Raw genomic sequence first — 18,779 nt, forward strand, 5'->3', positions numbered from 1 at the left:
CACCAGATGAGGGAGTAGAGGAAGAGCGAACAGGCCCTTGAACCATCCGTACAGGTGGTTCAAGGGCCTGTTTTGTTTATTCACCGCGCAAAGCGGTGAGTATTGTACTTCTGCTCCCCTTACTCTACACACATGTTAGCGTAATGAGGGACTTTAAGGTGGGCAGTGAGCGAAGCGGGCCATTTGAATCTGGAGAAGCGGTAGCGTTCGCCTTTGCTGAGGGATTCTTACCTATAAATGTTTTATCCAATCCAAGAATCCCCCAGCAACAGCGATCGGAAGATCAAATGGACTGCGTAGCGCCTCCCCCACCTTAACTCCTCACAATTCCCCTAACAAACCTCTCTATTTTATCCAACCCTTGCTCAAGCACATCCTGCCCGTAAGCATAAGACAAGCGAATGTATCCTTCGCCATAGGAAGAAAAGGCATCTCCAGGTACGACAGCCACTCCATGCTCTTCCAGCAGCTTCAAGGTAAAATCCATAGAGCTTAATCCAAAATGCGCGATGGAAGGGAAAAGGTAAAAGGCTCCCTCGGGTTTCTCCAGCGGGATACCCATGTCTGTCAGCCTTCCATGTACATAATCACGACGCTTGCGGTATTCCTCACGCATCGGAAGTGCATCATCGACACCAGTGGTCAAGGCTTCCAGGGCAGCATATTGGCTAATCGAGCTGGCACAGGTTACGTTGTACTGATGGACTTTGACCATGTGCTGTGTAATTTCAGCGGGTGCAAGTGTAAAACCAATGCGCCATCCCGTCATGGAATGTGATTTGGACAGACCGTTAATGACGATGGTGCGCTCACGCATACCTGGCAGAGTTGCAATGGACACGTGGGGGGTATCGTAAATCAGTTCACTGTATATTTCATCCGAAATGATAAACAGATCACGCTTCTTCAGTAAATCCGCGACCGCTTCCAGTTCTTCACGGCTCATCACTCGTCCGGTTGGATTCGAAGGATATCCGAGAATGACTGCTTTTGTCCGTTCGGTCAGATAAGGCTCCAGCACCTCGGCCGTGAGCTTGAAGCCGCTACTGCGGGTATCGGCAAACACAGGAATGCCGCCTGACAAACGGATCAATGGCTCATACCCTGGGTAGATCGGCACTGGCAGAATGACTTCATCGCCGGGTGACAAAATCGTGCGTAAGGTAATATCCAGCGCTTCACTGGCTCCGTTCGTTACGATAACCTCATCCTGTCCACGGTAATTTAGGCCGTATTTACGAGCTACAAACGCCGCTGCGGCTTCTCGTAATTCCGGCAGTCCCGGATTAGGTGTATAGGAGGTGCGTCCTTCGTTAATCGCCCGATGGGCAGCTTCCATAATATGCGCAGGGGTAGGGAAGTCCGGCTGTCCGATCGTTAATGACAGGGTTCCGGGTAATGCGGCAACTTTGTTGGCGATTTTGCGGATGCCGCTGATTTGAATGTTTTTAACCTGATCGTTAAGCATATGCTCCATAGCTTATGTGCCACCTTTTTCTGTATTAGAACAAGTTTACAATAATTTGATCTGAATATGCTACGGCAAGAAGAATTCATTTTTATATGATGGTTTTGCAAACATACAATAAGCGACTTCCAATGAACAATATATAGACCGAAGTGGTCTAGTGCGTCTATATATTGCACTTTGGAGCGACTGGAATCGAATTTTGCAAAATCCTTACATAATTAAGGTACTAAATTGACTAATTTATGGTATCTTAAAAGAAGAATATATTTGTAAGCGTAATCATAGTAAAAATGGGGAGGGGAGTATCTTTTGATGAAACAAGAATACATAGTAAAAATATTACCCACGAAATTAAAAAGGTTCGGAATCACATGGCTCAGTGTCATACTGGTGCTTTCGGCTGGAGGGCCGGTAGGGTTGTCCAGTGGAAAAGCTTCGGCAGAGCCTGCATCTTTTGCAGGAAAAGAGGTGCAACCTTCACCCGTAACTGTAGGGGCAAGTGTATATGCAGATGTCTATTTTCCTAAAAAGCTTCGCATCCACGATATACAGGGGGTAGCACACCGTTCTCCATATGAAGGACAAAAAGTAGCGGATATTGAAGGCGTTGTCACAATGGTGAAGGGGAGCAGCTTCTATATCCAAGAGATGGATGATCAAGTGGATCAGGATGAAAAAACATCCGAGGCCATTCTAGTGTACAAGCCTAGTCACGGTGCACAGGTAGGGGATGAGGTAAGGGTTAGCGGTTCGGTGAAGGAATACACGGAAAGAACATATGGAAGTAAGCCAATCGACTTGACGACCACAGAAATTGTGGCTTCTTCGGTTAAGGTAATTGCCAATGACCGTCCATTGCCATCTCCAATTTTGCTAGGTGAACAGGGACGTGTGATGCCGACATCTGTTGTGGATCATGACGGAATGACGGTGTTTGATCCACAGGAGGATGGCTTGGACTTTTTCGAAAGCCTGGAAGGCATGCGTGTAGAGTTGAAGGATGCCACTGTGATTGGTCCTTATGGTTATGAAATTCCAGTCCGAATTGATAACGGTCCAAACACAGGTGAGGTTGTAACGGAGGCAGGCGGACTCATGCTGACAGAAAGAAGTCTGAACCCGCAACGGATTCTGATTGATGCGAAGCCTTCGACATCGTTGAAGACAGGCGATCGTTTTGCGGGTCCTATCACAGGTGTGGTGAGCTATAGCTTTAGCAATTATAAGCTGCTGCCAGAGCGTATGCCGGATGTTGTACCTGGCGGCCTCCAGCCAGCCAACACGCGTTTGTTACGCGATGATCGTAAGCTGACAGTAGCTTCTTTTAATGTGGAAAACTTCGATCCCGGTGATGGAAAACGAATAGATCAGCTGGGGCAGGCTATTGCCGTAAATTTGAATCATCGATATCATAGGATTGCTGGAAGTGCAGGATAATAACGGTGAGAAAGACGATGGCACCACAGACGCTTCCGAAAGCTTCCGAGTGCTCATAGAGGCGATTCGTGCTCATGGAGGCCCGGAGTACGCTTTTACAGATATTGCCCCTGAAAATAATAAGGATGGCGGTGCCCCCGGTGGCAACATCCGTGTTGGCTTCTTGTACAATCCGCAACGTGTTACGCTGACCGACAAGCCCAAGGGGGATTCAGTTACGTCTGTCACTTATGGAGTGCAGGGACTCTCTCTCAACCCGGGTCGGATTGATCCCCTGAATGCGTCATTTGAAGACTCGCGCAAGCCGTTGGCCGCTGAATTTGAGTTTCAAGGCCAGCAGGTGATTGTGGTCGCTAACCATTTTAATTCCAAAGGGGGCGATCAAGCGCCATTTGGAGGAATTCAGCCGCCTGTGCGAAGCAGCGAAATACAGCGTGCGAAGATTGCAACGATTGTGAATGGCTTTGTAAAGTCGGTACTGCAAGTAAACCCTAAGGCCAATATGGTGGTGCTCGGTGACCTGAATGATTTTCAATTTTCTGAAACGCTGGCTTTGCTACGGGGGCATGAATTGACCAATCTGATTGACAATTTGGATGAAAAGGAACGGTACTCCTATATTTATGAAGGTAATTCGCAAACATTGGATCATATGCTGGTCAGCCCGTCACTAAGCAAAACATCCGTGCTGGATATTGTTCATATGAATGCAGACTTTAGTACGGCAGACGGGCGGGTCAGCGATCATGATCCGTTGGTTGCGCAAATAGATTTGCCGCGCAAAACGGAAGAACCACCAACAGAGGGTGGGAGTGGCCGAAATGACGATGACGATGACGATGACGATGACGATGACGATGAGGATCAGCAGGATAACGTTGGAAACGCCAACGCTGGGAATAGCAGTAGCAGTAACATGAATGGAACGGTAAATGGGCAGGGTCAGACTGCCAGTAGTGAACCCAATGGAAGCAGCCTGTCTGGTACAAATGTGGTGCAAGTCAAGTCTGTAATGATCGGAGTGGAACAAAACGGACTGAAAAAGGCAGTTGCTCAAGTAACAGCTGCTGAAATACAAAAGGCCATTCAAAATGGCGCGAAGGGTACGCTTGTGATCCGTGCAGGGGAGCAAGTAGAAGCGAGGACGTACGAGGTTCATTTAAACGGTGAAGCTTTGGGAGCCGTCTTGAACGACCGTATTCGTACTCTTCGAGTGGAAACGCCACAGGGTGGATATGAAGTAGCAACAAGTCGTTTGTCTCTTCAGAAACTGGCTGATACCTGGCAGGTGCCTGTAAAACAAATTTCCTTGAATGTTTCCGTCGCTTTGAACGAAGAATTGGCTAAACGCTTGGATGTTCCGACAGGGCGCAAACTGTTACAGGCTTTGGATATCACAGCTGAACTGAGAAGTGAGGATGGACGGAAACAGCTTTTGGCAGGTAACGGAGACTCTGGTAGTGGGTATGAACGTTATCTGTTACGTGTTCCTGCAACGGTCGATGCAGACCAGCTTGCTGTAGTGAAGGTATCGACCAACCAAGCCGGACAGCTGTCCTATCAACCTGTTCCTTTTCACGCTGCGAGTGAGGAAATAACCGTGTATGGACGTTCGGGAGGGACTTACGCTGTGCTTGATGGCGGGGCTTCTGGTGAAGTCAGAACGTTCATGGATATATCCGGCCATTGGGCGCAGCAAGACATTACACGGCTGGCGACTCGCCTGCTTGTGACGGGGACCGATTCAACAGCGTCTACAGCTAGTGCGACTCGTGAAAGGGACTTAGCGAACATGCATTTTGAGCCTGAAGGCCAGATGCGACGCTCTGAACTGGCAGCGATGCTGGTTCGTGTGCTTGGACTGGAGCGTACAGATCGCACGCTGACGAGCTTTGACGACGTTCAAACCGAATCGTGGTATGCGGATTCCGTACGTACCACAGCAGCAGCCGGGCTGATCAACGGCTATGCTGACGGAAGCTTCCGTCCTAATACACCGGTATCGAGGGAGGAACTGGCTGTGATCATAGAGAGAGCCTTGCGCTTCGCTGGGAACACAGAAGAACATACAGGAGAAGTGAGTGAAAGTATATCTGTATCATTATCGGATGCGCAGGAGATCTCTACATGGGCAGCTCCGGCTGTGAAGACTTTGTCTGGACTAGGTATTATGAAGGGAGACGAGAAAGGCCGTTTTGGCCCGGATACATCTGTGACGAGGGCAGAAGCAGCGATTGTATTATCACGCACACTGGATAAGCTACATTGGGAATAGGAGACTTCATTACACAAATGTCAGATTGATTGACTTTATACGATAGTTAAGTTATCTTTTGTGGAGAGGTAGTATGAAAAAGTAGAATGAATTACGAATGAAGAGGTGAAATGTCGTGGGAGTAACAGCTAAACAAATTTTTGTGAATTTACCAGTTAAAAACCTGCAACAGTCCATTGATTTTTTCACTACCATCGGATTTGAATTCAGCGCTCAGTTCACTGATGAACATGCAACCTGTATGGTTGTTAGTGAGCATATTTTTGTCATGTTATTGGTTGAAGAACGTTTTAAAGCGTTCACGACAAAAGAAATTTCAGATGCTACAAAAAGTACAGAAGCGATTGTTGCCTTATCGGTAGAGAGCCGAGAAAAGGTGGACGAGATCGTCCACAAGGCTTTGGAAGCGGGCGGTAAGCCCTCGAACGAACCTCAAGATCATGGTTTTATGTATGGATGGAGCTTTCAGGATTTGGATGGTCATTTGTGGGAGTTCTTTTATATGGCAGAGCAGTAATGGAAATAAGAATGATGAAGTAAACGAAGTATCATGGAAAGTAAGCTATCCTCAAAAGATAGTTTGCTTTCTTTATTGTATGTTATCGAACTCATCGGGAGGAATCACAATGTCCAACGAAATAAGAGTCTACCCTGTTCAAGCTCTGAGCGAAGCCCTGGCAGATTCACTGAGTCGACTGTTAATCGACGTGGTTGCAGACGGCGCATCTATAGGTTTCTTACCCCCATTAGGTTATGAGGAAGCAGCAGCTTATTGGAACAATGTACTTGGGGATGGCGTAGTTCTGTGGATTGCCGAGAAGGACGGAGTACCTGTAGGGACGGTCCAGCTGCATTTGGCTCAAAAAGCTAACGCTATTCATCGTGCGGAAATTGCAAAGCTTATGGTGCATCCGTCCGGACGCAGACTGGGGATCGCACGACAGTTAATGAAGGTAGCGGAAGAAGAGGCACTAAGTCAGGATAGAACGTTACTGGTGCTCGATACGCGGGTGGGTGACCCCTCCAATGGACTATACGAATCGATCGGGTTCGTAGAAGCTGGTGTTATTCCGGGTTATGCTCAATCAGCCGATGGTCAGCTTCATGCCACTCGATATTATTATAAGCCATTAAATCTGTATTCTAGTCATAGCTGAGCATTTACCGAATAATTGTGGTATATACGGGTAATCATAACTTGTCATAGGATTACATAGTTTTTTCCGCGTTTATTCGACTGGAAAAGCACGGGAATAGAAACGTATAATAAAGAGGGGATCAGAAAAGGTCTTTTTATGTCAATTTGGGTGTACTGAATTGAAGAACGTAGCAAACACAGCGGAGGAATCAGAGAATATGAGGTTGGAGCATGATTTTTTAGGTACCAAGGAAGTGCCATCAGATGCCTATTACGGTGTACAAACGCTGAGAGCAAAAGAAAATTTTCCAATTACAGGCCAAAGACTGCACCCTGAGTTGATTAAAGCCATGGCGATCGTGAAAAAGGGAGCAGCGACGGTAAATATGGAACTAACCCGTTTACATCGCCCCAAAGCAGAGGCCATTATTCAGGCTGCTGATGAGATTATACAAGGACAGTTGCATGATCATTTCATCGTCGATCCGATTCAGGGCGGCGCAGGCACGTCCATTAATATGAATACAAATGAAGTGATTGCGAACCGCGCGTTGGAGCTGATTGGCAAGCAACGCGGAGATTATCAGGAGATCAGTCCTAATAATCATGTTAATATGGCGCAATCGACGAACGATGCTTTTCCTACTGCCGTACACTTGGCTGTATTAAGTATGATTGATAAGCTGTTAGCCACCATGAGTGAGCTTCAGGAAGCATTTTCCCGGAAGGCAAATGAGTTTGATAGTGTGATTAAAATGGGCCGGACTCACTTGCAGGATGCAGTGCCCATACGATTAGGGCAGGAGTTTCAGGCTTATGCGCGTGTGCTGGGTCGTGATATCGGACGCGTCCGTGCGACCAAGCAGCACCTGCTAACGATTAATATGGGCGCAACTGCGGTGGGTACTGGCCTGAATGCAGACCGTCGTTATATTCAGCGTGTCGCAGAGGTACTGGCAGAAGTCAGTGGCTTCCCTGTGGAAGCTGACGAAAATCTTGTAGATGCTACACAAAATACGGATGCTTATACTGAAGTGTCTGCTGCCTTGAAAATTTGTATGATGAATATGTCTAAGGTGGCAAATGACATCCGGTTAATGGCTTCCGGACCTCGTGCAGGTCTGGGAGAACTGAGTCTGCCTGCTCGTCAGCCAGGGTCATCCATTATGCCGGGCAAGGTAAATCCGGTGATGTGTGAGGTCATTAACCAAATTGCTTTTCAGGTCATTGGTAATGATCATACAATCTGCTTGGCTTCAGAGGCTGGTCAGCTCGAGCTGAATGTGATGGAGCCTGTACTGGTCTACAATCTGCTGCAATCGCTGGAAATTATGAAGCAGGGCTTCCACGTCTTCCGCATTCATTGTGTGGAAGGGATTGAAGCGAATGTGGAGCGTTGTCGTGAATATGTAGAGAACAGTGTAGGCATTATTACAGCGCTTAATCCGCATCTTGGATATGAGGTGGTATCACGTATTGCTCGCGAAGCAATTACGACTGGGAAATCGGTGCGTGAGTTGTGCTTGCTGTACAATGTACTGACCGAGGAGGAGCTGGACATTATATTGGACCCGTACCAAATGACTCAGCCTGGTATTGCCGGAGAATCTTTGCTGAATCGCGAATAATGATGCGGAGTATGGAGTTTAGACAGCTTTGAGGCAAGACGAAGATAGCCCCGTCGAATCTGGCGGGGCTATTGTTATGTGATAACACAGATGTAATACGGGTGCCAGCGTGCATAGGGGAGTGTCCTGTCAAGGATGATATGGCTACGCTTATGGTAGAAAAGGGAGAGTTGGATGTTGCTAGAGAAATTATTGGCATACAAGGAATTAGGAATAGGACTCATTGTACTTTTAGTGTTGTTTGCGCTCATCATCAGAGGACTGATACGTAGTCGCAGAAATCGGATTTTACGTGATCTGGACCCACGCAAAATTGGAATTCAGGATATAGATCGTATGGAGGATGGCTCGGAATTTGAACTTTATTTGCAACGGTTATTATCCGCGCTTGGCTATAAGGACATCTATAAAACAACCAGTAGCCGGGATTTTGGAGCGGATCTGGTTTTTACAGACCGTGAAGGCGTCAGAGTTGTCATACAGGCCAAACGTTATGGGGTACAACATCCGGTAGGCTTGGGAGCAGTGCAGGAGATTTATACCTCTATGCGTTATTATGCAGCTGACAAGTCCCTCGTCATCACCTCCGGCCGTTATACGGAATCCTGTAAAACACTTGCTGCTGTCAACGGGGTTAAATTATTAGACCGCAACGACTTGATCGACATGATTGATTTATTCAAGGCTAGGCAGCGCGAGGAGGTTATGGACCTAATAGAAAGCAAAGTAGATGTGATTGCTTCCAAATGGAGTGAAAGATAATCATAAAAGGGACTGAACTACTGCGACGAGATCGAAGCCCAGTAATCAGTCCCTTTTATTTTTTAACATAATGCTTGCTCTTATACTGTTATCATTAGATGCCTGTCCAGACATCCTTGGCATAGCGTTTTTCCTGTTGGAGACGATCCAACCATTGCTGTGCTTCTTCTTTACTGGTATGGTGTGCTTCCGCGTAAGCAGCACAAAGGGTGTCTTCTACATCGGGAGCCATCCGGCTACCATCACCGCATACATACAGATGCGCTCCTTCATCAAGCAAGTGAATCAGAGCGTCCGCATTTTCCTTCATGACATGCTGCACGTATCTTTTGGGTTGATCGGGCAGACGTGAAAAGGCTGTATGAAGCGTAACGATTCCCTCTTGCTCCCAGGCTTGCAGCTCTTGCTTGTACAGATAGTCGAGCTTAGGATTACGGCAGCCATAGTATAGATGAGCCTCGCCGAGCTGCTCTCCTCTCTCCTTAAGTACATAGCGTGTCTGTAGGAATCCGCGGAATGGTGCCACTCCAGTACCCGGACCGATCATGATGACAGGCACGGCTGGATCTTCCGGTAAACGGAAGCCCGACTGAGGCTTACGCACAAAAATGACAATAGGATCATCTGGTTGGAGCTGTGCCAAATAATTAGAGGCAATTCCTAGGTATTCGCCCTGTCCGCTACGGGCTGGTCCACGCACGACGCCCACTGTTATACTCACCGAATTATCCGATTCAAGCGGAGAGCTTGAGATGGAGTAGTACCTAGGCTTTAGTGGTGGTAACAGCGAGATAAAGTTTTCGAATGGCAGCTCGCAGGCTGGATACTTCTCCAGAATATCCAGCATCGTGACGCGCTTCTGTCGTATCTCTCGATCAAAGGTAGTATCCTCCAGCAAAGCTTCAATTTCTTTCTTGTGCGGTGGACACACTGTAAAGGATGCCAGTTGCCGTAGCTGGGCTCTCGTTGCCGGTTCTTGCAGTTCCACACTGAGAGTGAGCAAATCTTCTATGCTGACAGGCCGATCTAAGGGGAGATGCGCCGCATCCCGGTCACTGCCTCTCAATACGATGTAATCCTGTTCCTGTAATTTAAAGCGTTGCATCACCCTTTTGACCAGCGAAGCAGGATTACGCGGCAACACACCAAGGTGGTCACCTTCGCGATAGGACAATCCGGTTGGTAATTTGAGCTCCAGATGTCGTGTACTACGTTCACTTTCAGCAGCAAGCAGCTCACGATTCGCTGTAACGACGGCGGTAACTGCTCCGTAGTTGTCTGCAAGAGGTGTACTGAGTATGGCGCTGACGAACTCTATGCTCAGGCTGTTGCTGTCCTGCGGTTCTGTATCATTGTGCTCTACCCCGAAAGCATTCAACAAATCCGGCCATAAGCCGTGGTTCCAGGCTTCCCAATCCTTCTCGAAGTCACCGCTGGCATCGCCCTCACCCCGGTCATACAGTTGCTTTGCCCCTTTGGCAGACATCAGCTCGTCGATCAGCCTTGGAATACGCTGATACGTGCTGGCCCAATTGCGGTCGCCGCAGCCGAATACAGCATATCTTACGCCTGCCAGTTGCCCTTCGCCTGCCTGCTCCAACCATTGTACAAAGGCATCAGCATTGTCTGGCGGATGCCCATTATAAGATGCGGTCGTAATAAGTACCACGCCTTCTTTAGGCAAATTGTCCACACGATCATTCAGAGTTGCTATGCTACTGTTGAAACCCCAATTTCGACCTAAATCGGCTAGTTCACCTGCAAGTCCCTCAGCTGTACCCAGATTCGAGCCGTACAAAGAAAGCAAAGAAGTATCATGTTTTTCGGCATGGGGGGGTGCAACCTTTTGTTCCTCTTGTTCATGAAGTTCTTGAACGGCACCTGGCAGCATAACGGCAGTCTGTGTGCTGCGCGGGCGTACTTGAATGGTGAAGCCCTCCGGCTTGAGTGTGAGCGTTTCTTTGACTTTCAACTCATAATGAGTATGATCAATCAGCTCAAAATGTTTCAGTACCATACCCAGCACAAGAGTGGCCTCCTGTAAGGCAAACTGCTGTCCAATACAGGCGCGTTGACCGTTGCCAAACGGTTTGTAGGCATCTTGCGGAATGGCGGATGGGTCCTCGAAGCGCTCCGGTCGAAATTCCTCAACATCTTCGCCCCAAGCCTCGGTATCACGGTGCAGTTTTGGAATGAGTACATTGACGCTGTCACCTTTTTTAAGTGGGTAGGTTCCGTCGAGCAACGTATCTTCTTTGGCAAAGAGAGAGAAGGCGGGCGCTGTCGGCCATAGTCGCAGAGCTTCATTCAGTATCATCCTTATGTACTTGAGTTCACGAACCTGAGTATAAGAAGGCAGCGAATCGGTGAGCACGCGATCCACTTCTTCATAAGCCTTGGTTAGCGTTCGCGGATTCTTAAGCAAATAGTAAATGGCAAAGGATAAAAGCCCACTGGTCGTTTCATGACCGGCGATGAGGAAGGTGATGATCTGATAGCGGATATTTTCATCATCCAGCGTCTCACCAGTTTCTGGATCTTTGCCTTCCAGCATACGTGCCAGTAAATCCTCTTCTCCTTGGTTGCCAAGGGTTTTGCGTTCTTGAATAATGCTGTCTACCAGAGAAAACATCGTTTCGATATCGTTTTTAAACTGCTTTTTCTTCGATAACATCAGCTTGTTTTGCAGATTAAGGCGTTGCAGCTGACCCATCGCTTCATCTAATGCGCGTGTCATGCTGGTCACGAACGGATGGGGCTGATCGCGGTAGAAGCTGTTAAAACGATAATTAAAGCCGCATAATCCGATGGTATCCAAAGTCAGCCGGGTCATATCTTCCGGTACCTCTACACTTTCATCGGGATTAAGCCGAGACCATTTCTGTATCAGCTGAACAGCAAGATCAAGCATCATATTGTGGTAACCCTTCATAGCTCTCTGACTGAAGCTTGGTAGCAAAATTTGGTGGGCCTTGCGCCAGTTCGGTTCCTCAGTCCAGCTTGTGAATAGTCCGTCTCCTGCAAAAGCTCGTACTTTTTGTAATGGAGCCCACACTTGTTTGTCGAAACGGGATTCATCACAAGCATCTGCGACCAGCTTATGACCGGAAATATAAATGTTCGTTCCTTCAGGCAGATCCATGCGAAAAATTGGACCGTACTCATAAGAAAGCTTAACCAAAGACTGGACAGGGGCATGTGTATCGATCAAGGGCAGATTACCTAAGGGACCATAAGTTTTGGGCTGTGGAATTAAATCTGTCGAAGTCATTTTTAATGTTGCTCCTTTCGAATTGAAATAGAGTGATGGTTTCAGAGTACCTATGTTTTCCAAATTACACTTTATTCTTACGATATAAACGAAAATAAGTGAATTTGGACAGTTCGTATAATAAAAGAAGCATAAAAATATACATTTTTTACATATAGAGAAAAATAATCTTATTTATCATGTTCTATTTACAATGAATTTACAGAAACTCTTATGAAAAAATATGCTTTTATAACCGATATAAAGATGTTGGGGATTTCCAAATTATGCTGAGGTGATATGTCATGAAAAAGCGAGCTGAATTATTAAATTTTAGGTGGATTCCCATTGTCACAATCTTTGCATTATTGCTAAGTGCATGTGGGCAATCGGCAGCACAAACCAAGGCTCAGCCCATTAAGGTGGGAATCGTACTGTCAGATATTGGTCTGGGTGACCAATCTTACAGCGACGCTGCTTTTCGAGGTTTGGTCAAAGCACGGGATGAGGGGAAAATTGTTTTTGAATACCGAGAAATAACGGAGACCAAGACGTATGATGCGGCTTTTGAACAGCTTGCTCAAGAAAAAGCTGATTTAATCATTGGGCTGGGTTACATGGTGAAGGACAGCTTGGAATCCATTGCTAAAAAATATCCAGACCGTAAATTTTTAATCGTGGATGAGAAATCAGATTTACCGAATGTGGCCTCTATTAGCTTCAAAGCAGAAGAGGGCAGTTTTATGGCTGGAGTCGTTGCTGGTTTGACGAGTCGCACCGAACAGGTGGGTTTTCTCGGAGGTGCGGAATCTCCTTTGTTGAAAAAATTTGAAATTGGGTATCGCGCAGGGGTGCAATCAGTCAAGCCAAATGCCAAAGTTACTGCAACGTATGCAGGAGATTTTGGAAAGCCGGAACTGGGTACGGAAATTGCAGATGACATGATTAATCAGGATCAGATTGATGTCATCTTTGCAGCCGCAGGTCTTACGGGTGTAGGTGCGCTGCAGGAAGCGCAAAAGCAGCATAAATTCGCCATCGGGGTCGATAGCGACCAGTTTTTTATTGCGGAAAAAGCGGTAGTGACCTCGATGTTTAAAAATGTAGACATTGCAATTTATACAGCAGTCAAAGGCTTTGCAGATCATCAAAGAAAATTTACGGAGAAGGATATGGTGTTTGGTCTTGCGGAAGATGGTGTAGGTTTAGCGCCTATTCGTGTCGTGACACTGAGTCCGGATCAGCAAAAGTTGTTGGATGATTTAAAGGAAAAAATCAAATCCGGCACACTGACTGTTCCCACCCAATAAATTTTCGCAAACGGAGGATGAAAGCTGATGAAACTGCAAGGTAAACTGGTGCTGAACGCGATGATTTCCTTGATCGCTTGCCTGGCTTTAGTGGCTTATATCATTTTTGAATTAATTCGTATTAACTCGCAAAGTAGTAATCTGGTTCCGGCTATGTTGAATGTACAGCAGCTCAATGCCTATTTGATTCAGTCAGGGCAGGCACTGCAAAATTATTCAGCTTCCATGACGGAGAGCAACAAAGCCGATGTGCAAAATCAACTGACTCAGTCTGAAAAGACGATTGCTTTGCTTTCACAGGGCATGTTGCAAACCGAAGCGCAGCAAAAGCGACTGAATACGATTAAAACAAAATTCAGCCAATTGAAAGTAGCAACGGAGAAAGCCATGAGTACCCAAAACAGCCCGGAGTCCAAGCGGGAGGCCATGCGTGCCCAAGGGATTCAGAACGATGTATTTATGCTGGATCTGCTGACCAAGGCACGTTATGACCAATACACAGAAGATTTGACCAAGAGCATTCGTTTTACATGGCAATTGGCCTTGGCAGGTGCAGTTATACTTCTGGTGGCGGTTGGGCTATATAATACATATACATCCAGGCAGCTTGCCCTTAGAACACGCAAATTAACGGATGCCGCAAAGCAAATTGCTGAGGGAAATCTGACAGTGCAGCTTGCCCAAACCAAGGGACGCGATGAGCTGGACGAGCTCAATGAATCTTTCCGGGTGATGATCGGGAACTTGCGCAGCATTGTACTCTCCATTGATCAGGCGGGTAATCGTGTCGATCTGATGGCTCGGGATATTGATCAGCATAATGAGGCCATGAAGGAAATTGTGACACAAGTCAGCACGTCAACAGAGGAACTGGCAATAGGCAGTCAGAAAATTGCTGAGGATCTGTCGTCGACAGTTGGCGTTGTGGACGAGATGCAGCAGAAGTTTGAATCGAATCTACTGGAAACCACACAATCGACCGCGTATAGTGAGGATGCTTTGCGTGTCATTGAGCAGGGTACGCGGGTCATGAGCGATCAACTGCGTATTGTTGCAGAAAATCGTTCAGCCATGTCCGAAGTGGAGCAGACGGTCAAGGAGCTGGAGGCTAATGCAGCCGAGATTACAACCATGACTGGATACGTATCCGAAATTGCCAGCCAAACATCGCTGTTGTCCTTGAATGCTTCTATTGAAGCTGCACGTGCAGGTGAAGCAGGAAAAGGTTTTGCTGTTGTTGCCAATGAAGTGAAAAAGCTGGCGAATCAATCAGAGTCTGCTGTAAAGAAAATTTATACTGCTGTTGACAGTATCACGCAGGCTATGGATAAGGTGAAGACTTCTGTGGCGCAAAGTCAGGAGCTGTTCCGTGAGCAGGAGAAGGCAACCTCCTCAACCGGAGAATCGTTTACAGAGATTAGTGGCAAAGTGCAGCAAATTGCCGGCCAAGTCAGCAAGTTATCAACGGACATGAATGTATCGCGAGAACTGAGCGTACAGGTACAGCAAGCTATCGAAAATATCAGCGCAATCACTCAGCAATCCGCCGCAGGCAGTGAAGAGATTACGGCTTCCACGGTAGAGCAGAAGCGTTCATTTGAGGAATCGGCTGAGAAGGTAAAAGAGCTTCGTCAGATTCGCGAGGAAATGCAGCGGGAGCTAGATCGTTTTCAGGTGGAAAAGACAAGCTAAAACCTGTGAAGCAAGTATCTGTTTTTGCTGAATAATGAATACAAGCAGTGCCAAAGAAGAAGTTCTACCTTGTACAGGGAGACCTCTTCTTTTTTATATGAATGTTGTTCCTTATATTAAGTTTGAATTACATAGGCAGGGAATTCCGACTCTTGCGTCAAATAGTAATAGGGAGAATATGTCACCATTATATGGGTCAGAGGAAGATGGACAACGAAGTCCGGAAGGATGAAGTTACGGGAATGCTGCGACTTAAGCTTCGATTGATACTGAAAAATAAACAGACAAGATTGATTCTACTGCTTACTCTGTGCGTGTCGCTTGTGATTAGCGTGATCGGCTTGCTATCGTATTCAGGATACCGTGAAGGTTTGGATACCGAGCTGAACACACCCAATATAGAATTATTGCAAATCAATCTGGATGTGACCAATCGGGCTTTTCGTGAGTCTGATAACAAGGCGCTGGACGCAGCCTATCATCCGGATGTAGAGGCTTTTGTACGTGTCCAAACGGACGGGAAATCGCTGGAAGACAAGGCCTCCGTCATAGATCGGCTTCACAAATACTTGAAAACCCTTTCTTCGCACGAAGAAATTTATTCGGTTGAAGTTATTTCTTTGGACAATCATGCTCTCGTATCCAGCAATTATGGTTACAGGCCTGATTGGAAGCAGGCACCGGATACCACATGGGTTCCCTGGATTCAGGACATTCAAAAAAAGCCGTTGTTGATTAAGCGGCGATGGTACGGCACCGATCGTGAGCAGGGGACAGTAGAGCTGCTTTCGCTGGCCAGGCCCATAGTAGAGGATGGTCAGGTCATGGGTGCGGTGCTAATCAATCTGGATTATGACCGTTTTTTCTCCAAACTCTATATTCATTTATCCAACTCACAATACGTGTATGATCTGGAGGGCGAGTTAATCTATCCCAAGCTGAGATCGTCCTTACCCTTAAATGATATGGGCAGGATTTTGAAAGAACTGGATGTGAGTCCCTATGCTTATGTGGAGATAGGGGACATGGAATATATGGCCAACCAAACCTTTTCAGATGTAACGGGCTGGCGTCTAGTATCGCTCGTTCCGATGGACAAGCTGCTGAAAAATGTAAAGCTGGCGCGCAATATGATGCTGTGGCTGGCCTTTATCTCCATACTGGCTGGGTGCTCAGCAGTTTACTATTACAATTATGCAGCTTTTCGCCCCATGAAAAAAATTAATAGCCTATTAAATTCGGGCAATAAGGGAACGCGCCAAGGAGGATTGTATGACCTGGAACCTGTGATTAGCAAACTGGTTGGAGAGTTTCACCGCAAATCATTGGTGGTAGAGCGAAGCCTGCCGGAGCTGCGTTCCAAATATATGGAAGATGTCATCCAGCGTAGAATGGGCATACAGGAAATGCGTATGAAATGGGAACAGTATTTTTCTGATTGGGACGGCCATTCTTTGTTTGTCATGATCGTGTCCATCGACCGGTATTCTGCGTGGGCTGCAAGCTTTCCAGAAGAAGATAAAATGCTGCTCAAGTATGCGCTGAACAATATTTTGCTAGAGATGCTCGAACCTCACTGGAAAGCAGTATGCTCGCCGGAGGAGGAAAGTGGTTTTATTGTGCTGTTACAGTTCAGTGAGAGTTCGAATGAAGTTGGTACAGAGACTGATCTCCAAGAGAGCATTTTGCTTCAGAAAAGTGTGGATAGGCTGATTCAGGTTGTCGGTGAGTATCTTCCTTTGACTATTTCTATAGGGATTGGTCACATGGTCACGGATATTCAAGAGGCACGGGCGTCTTTTTTAAAAGGAAAAGAGGCCCTTAATTTGCGTTTGTATGAGGGGTATGGAAGTTCATATACGAATATAGACAGCAGCATAAGTGTGAAAAAGGATAACACAGTGGATGAACAGTCAAAGGAGCAGATTCAGGATTCAACATTGCTGGACAATCGGCGTGTGGAAATGATTCGTGCCCTGGAGTCACAGGAACCTGGTGCAAGTGTAAAGCTAATCAGCCACTGGGTAGAAGAACTTCGACTCCACAGAACATCCCCAGCCCAGGTCTACTTGTTTGTTCATGAATTGCTGGAAGATTTGCTAAAATGGTGTACCACTCAGAGTGTGACGCCGCCGGATCAGCTTGCTGATTACCACTGGAATCAGATTCTGACACTAGACCTTCAAGACATTGAGGTATTGCTGGTCATTATGTTGACTGATATCGAAGAAAAATGGCACGGTCGCATTCAGTCCAAAGATTTTGTGCGTGTACAAGAGATGATCGAATATATGGAACATCATTTGCATTTGAACATCGGGCTTCAGGAAATTGCGGATCATGTTCACATGAGCGTGTCCTCGGTGAGCAGCATGTTCAAGGAAGAAACGGGGACCACCGTTTACGATTATTTGACTGGATTACGCGTAAAAAAGGCATGCACATTACTATGTGAAACCCATTTGAAAATCGGTGAAATTGCAGAACAGGTCGGATACCGAAATGAGAACAGCTTTATTCGGGTATTCCGCAAGCACAAACAAGTGACCCCAGGGAAATTCAGACAAATCAGCAAATCTTCCAATGAATATGCAGATCGGTCAAAAGGCCGATACTTTGGCGAAATAGAAGATAAATACGAAGATTAAGCGATAGCTGTAGCCCTCCACGTTGCGGTACATTGACTTCATGTAAACGCAAACAACAAGACCGAAAACGTTGGAGGTGAAAACGGGCGCATGACGGGCCCAGTTCATTTTTGGAGAAGAGGAAACATAATGAAGAAAAAGCCATGGCAAAAATATGTGCTGGTTGCGGCGGGAGTAGCTATGCTCTCTGCCTTGAGTATCAGTGAATATGTGGATCACCGCACCCTGCAGGATCACAGCCGTATATTTCCTACGAAGCCAATAACACTCGTCGTTCCTTATGCGGCTGGAGGCGGTACAGATATTACCGCGAGAGCGTTGGCGAAAGCCGCCGAAAAGCATCTCGGTCAGCCGATAATCGTCGTTAATCGAACGGGAGGAGGCGGTTCTGTCGGGCTGATGGAAGGGGCTGAGGCGCAGGCGGACGGTTATACCGTAACGTATCTGGTCGCTGAGCTGACTACGTTGCCTCATTTGGGACTGCTACCGCTCACCTATGAGCGATTTAAGCCGCTGCTTCAAACCAATATGGACCCTTCCGCCATTACGGTCCGGGCGGATGCACCATGGAAGACAGCGGAGGCATTTCTGGAGGATGCTGGGGCCCATCCCGGCAAGCTCAAAATGGGGAATGCAGGCACAGGGAGCATATGGCACCTTGCTGCCGCAATGCTGGAGCAGAAAAGCGGAGTCCGCTTTACCCATATCCCTTATGAGGGAGCAGGCCCAGCCGTCTCCGCTTTGATGAGCGGATTTGTGGATGCTGTACCCGTCAGTCCCGCAGAAGTGAAGAAATACGTGGACGAAGGGAAACTTCGCATACTGGCGATCCAGGCAGACACTATTTCGGAAGCGTTTCCAAAAGTGCCGACACTACAGCAAGCCACTGGGCTGCGTGTACATTTTATTGGCACTTGGAGAGGGCTGGCTGTACCCAAGGATACACCGGATGAAGTTGCTCAAACGCTGACGGATGCACTGATCAAGGGGACGAAAGACGAGGAATTCAGGGAGGAAATGCGTAAGCATGGGTTGGGATTGCGTGTCCAGGATGCAGAGGCATTCGCGCAGCAACTGAAGGAGAGTCATGATACCTTCGCAAGACTGATTCCCGAGCTCGGCTTGAGCCGCAAGTAATACGGCCTTGTTTTTGCATTGGCAAAAACGA

Annotated in this window: 12 protein-coding genes; 10 read left to right on the forward strand and 2 right to left on the reverse strand. The window is 47.1% G+C overall.

Annotated elements, in window-relative coordinates; genetic code table 11:
• Window positions 1-313: 313 nt before the first annotated feature.
• Window positions 314-1,477: an aminotransferase A gene (locus tag NSQ58_RS10520; RefSeq protein ID WP_341057349.1), complete on the reverse strand. Its 1,164-nt coding sequence runs from the start codon at window positions 1,475-1,477 to the stop codon at window positions 314-316.
• A 303-nt stretch (window positions 1,478-1,780) separates the two neighbouring features.
• Here NSQ58_RS10520 and NSQ58_RS10525 point away from each other — a divergent pair, with 303 nt between their 5' ends.
• The 6 genes from NSQ58_RS10525 to NSQ58_RS10550 all read left to right on the forward strand — a co-directional run bounded on the left by NSQ58_RS10525 (window position 1,781) and on the right by NSQ58_RS10550 (window position 8,711).
• Window positions 1,781-2,908: a hypothetical protein gene (locus tag NSQ58_RS10525; RefSeq protein WP_341057350.1), complete on the forward strand. Its 1,128-nt coding sequence runs from the start codon at window positions 1,781-1,783 to the stop codon at window positions 2,906-2,908.
• Window positions 2,898-5,183: an S-layer homology domain-containing protein gene (locus NSQ58_RS10530; RefSeq protein WP_341057351.1), complete on the forward strand. Its 2,286-nt coding sequence runs from the start codon at window positions 2,898-2,900 to the stop codon at window positions 5,181-5,183. Before NSQ58_RS10525 ends, NSQ58_RS10530 begins: the two co-directional genes overlap by 11 nt.
• Window positions 5,184-5,298: 115 nt before the next feature.
• Window positions 5,299-5,700, forward strand: a complete 402-nt coding sequence (locus tag NSQ58_RS10535; RefSeq protein WP_023989581.1) for a VOC family protein — start codon at window positions 5,299-5,301, stop codon at window positions 5,698-5,700.
• A gap of 109 nt (window positions 5,701-5,809) precedes the next feature.
• A complete protein-coding gene (locus NSQ58_RS10540; RefSeq protein ID WP_316243994.1) occupies window positions 5,810-6,340 on the forward strand; it encodes a GNAT family N-acetyltransferase in 531 nt (176 codons plus the stop codon).
• A 199-nt stretch (window positions 6,341-6,539) separates the two neighbouring features.
• Window positions 6,540-7,949: an aspartate ammonia-lyase gene (gene aspA / locus NSQ58_RS10545; protein WP_013311251.1), complete on the forward strand. Its 1,410-nt coding sequence runs from the start codon at window positions 6,540-6,542 to the stop codon at window positions 7,947-7,949.
• A gap of 174 nt (window positions 7,950-8,123) precedes the next feature.
• Complete coding sequence (locus tag NSQ58_RS10550) at window positions 8,124-8,711, forward strand: restriction endonuclease (protein WP_023989579.1); 588 nt, start codon at window positions 8,124-8,126, stop codon at window positions 8,709-8,711.
• Between the two features lie 94 nt (window positions 8,712-8,805).
• Here NSQ58_RS10550 and NSQ58_RS10555 read toward each other — a convergent pair whose 3' ends face one another.
• The gene (locus tag NSQ58_RS10555) at window positions 8,806-11,982 is read right to left on the reverse strand and encodes a bifunctional cytochrome P450/NADPH--P450 reductase (RefSeq protein WP_340959274.1); all 3,177 of its coding nucleotides are present in this window, start codon (window positions 11,980-11,982) and stop codon (window positions 8,806-8,808) included.
• 284 nt (window positions 11,983-12,266) lie between these two features.
• Between NSQ58_RS10555 and NSQ58_RS10560 the strand changes: the two genes are divergently transcribed.
• The 4 genes from NSQ58_RS10560 (at window position 12,267) to NSQ58_RS10575 (ending at window position 18,748) form a co-directional block, all read left to right on the forward strand.
• Window positions 12,267-13,271 carry a BMP family lipoprotein gene (locus NSQ58_RS10560; RefSeq protein ID WP_069080350.1) on the forward strand — a complete coding sequence of 335 codons (1,005 nt, stop codon included), beginning with the start codon at window positions 12,267-12,269 and terminating at the stop codon, window positions 13,269-13,271.
• Between the two features lie 27 nt (window positions 13,272-13,298).
• Window positions 13,299-14,963, forward strand: coding sequence for a methyl-accepting chemotaxis protein (locus NSQ58_RS10565; RefSeq protein ID WP_028542534.1), 1,665 nt, complete (start codon window positions 13,299-13,301; stop codon window positions 14,961-14,963).
• A gap of 206 nt (window positions 14,964-15,169) precedes the next feature.
• On the forward strand, window positions 15,170-17,611 hold the full coding sequence (locus tag NSQ58_RS10570; RefSeq protein ID WP_081047523.1) for an AraC family transcriptional regulator: 2,442 nt from the start codon (window positions 15,170-15,172) through the stop codon (window positions 17,609-17,611).
• 129 nt (window positions 17,612-17,740) lie between these two features.
• Window positions 17,741-18,748: a tripartite tricarboxylate transporter substrate binding protein gene (locus tag NSQ58_RS10575; RefSeq protein WP_023989574.1), complete on the forward strand. Its 1,008-nt coding sequence runs from the start codon at window positions 17,741-17,743 to the stop codon at window positions 18,746-18,748.
• Window positions 18,749-18,779 lie beyond the last annotated feature (31 nt).

The organism is Paenibacillus sp. FSL M7-0134 (assembly GCF_038007865.1).
GTDB classification, from domain to species: domain Bacteria; phylum Bacillota; class Bacilli; order Paenibacillales; family Paenibacillaceae; genus Paenibacillus; species Paenibacillus polymyxa_B.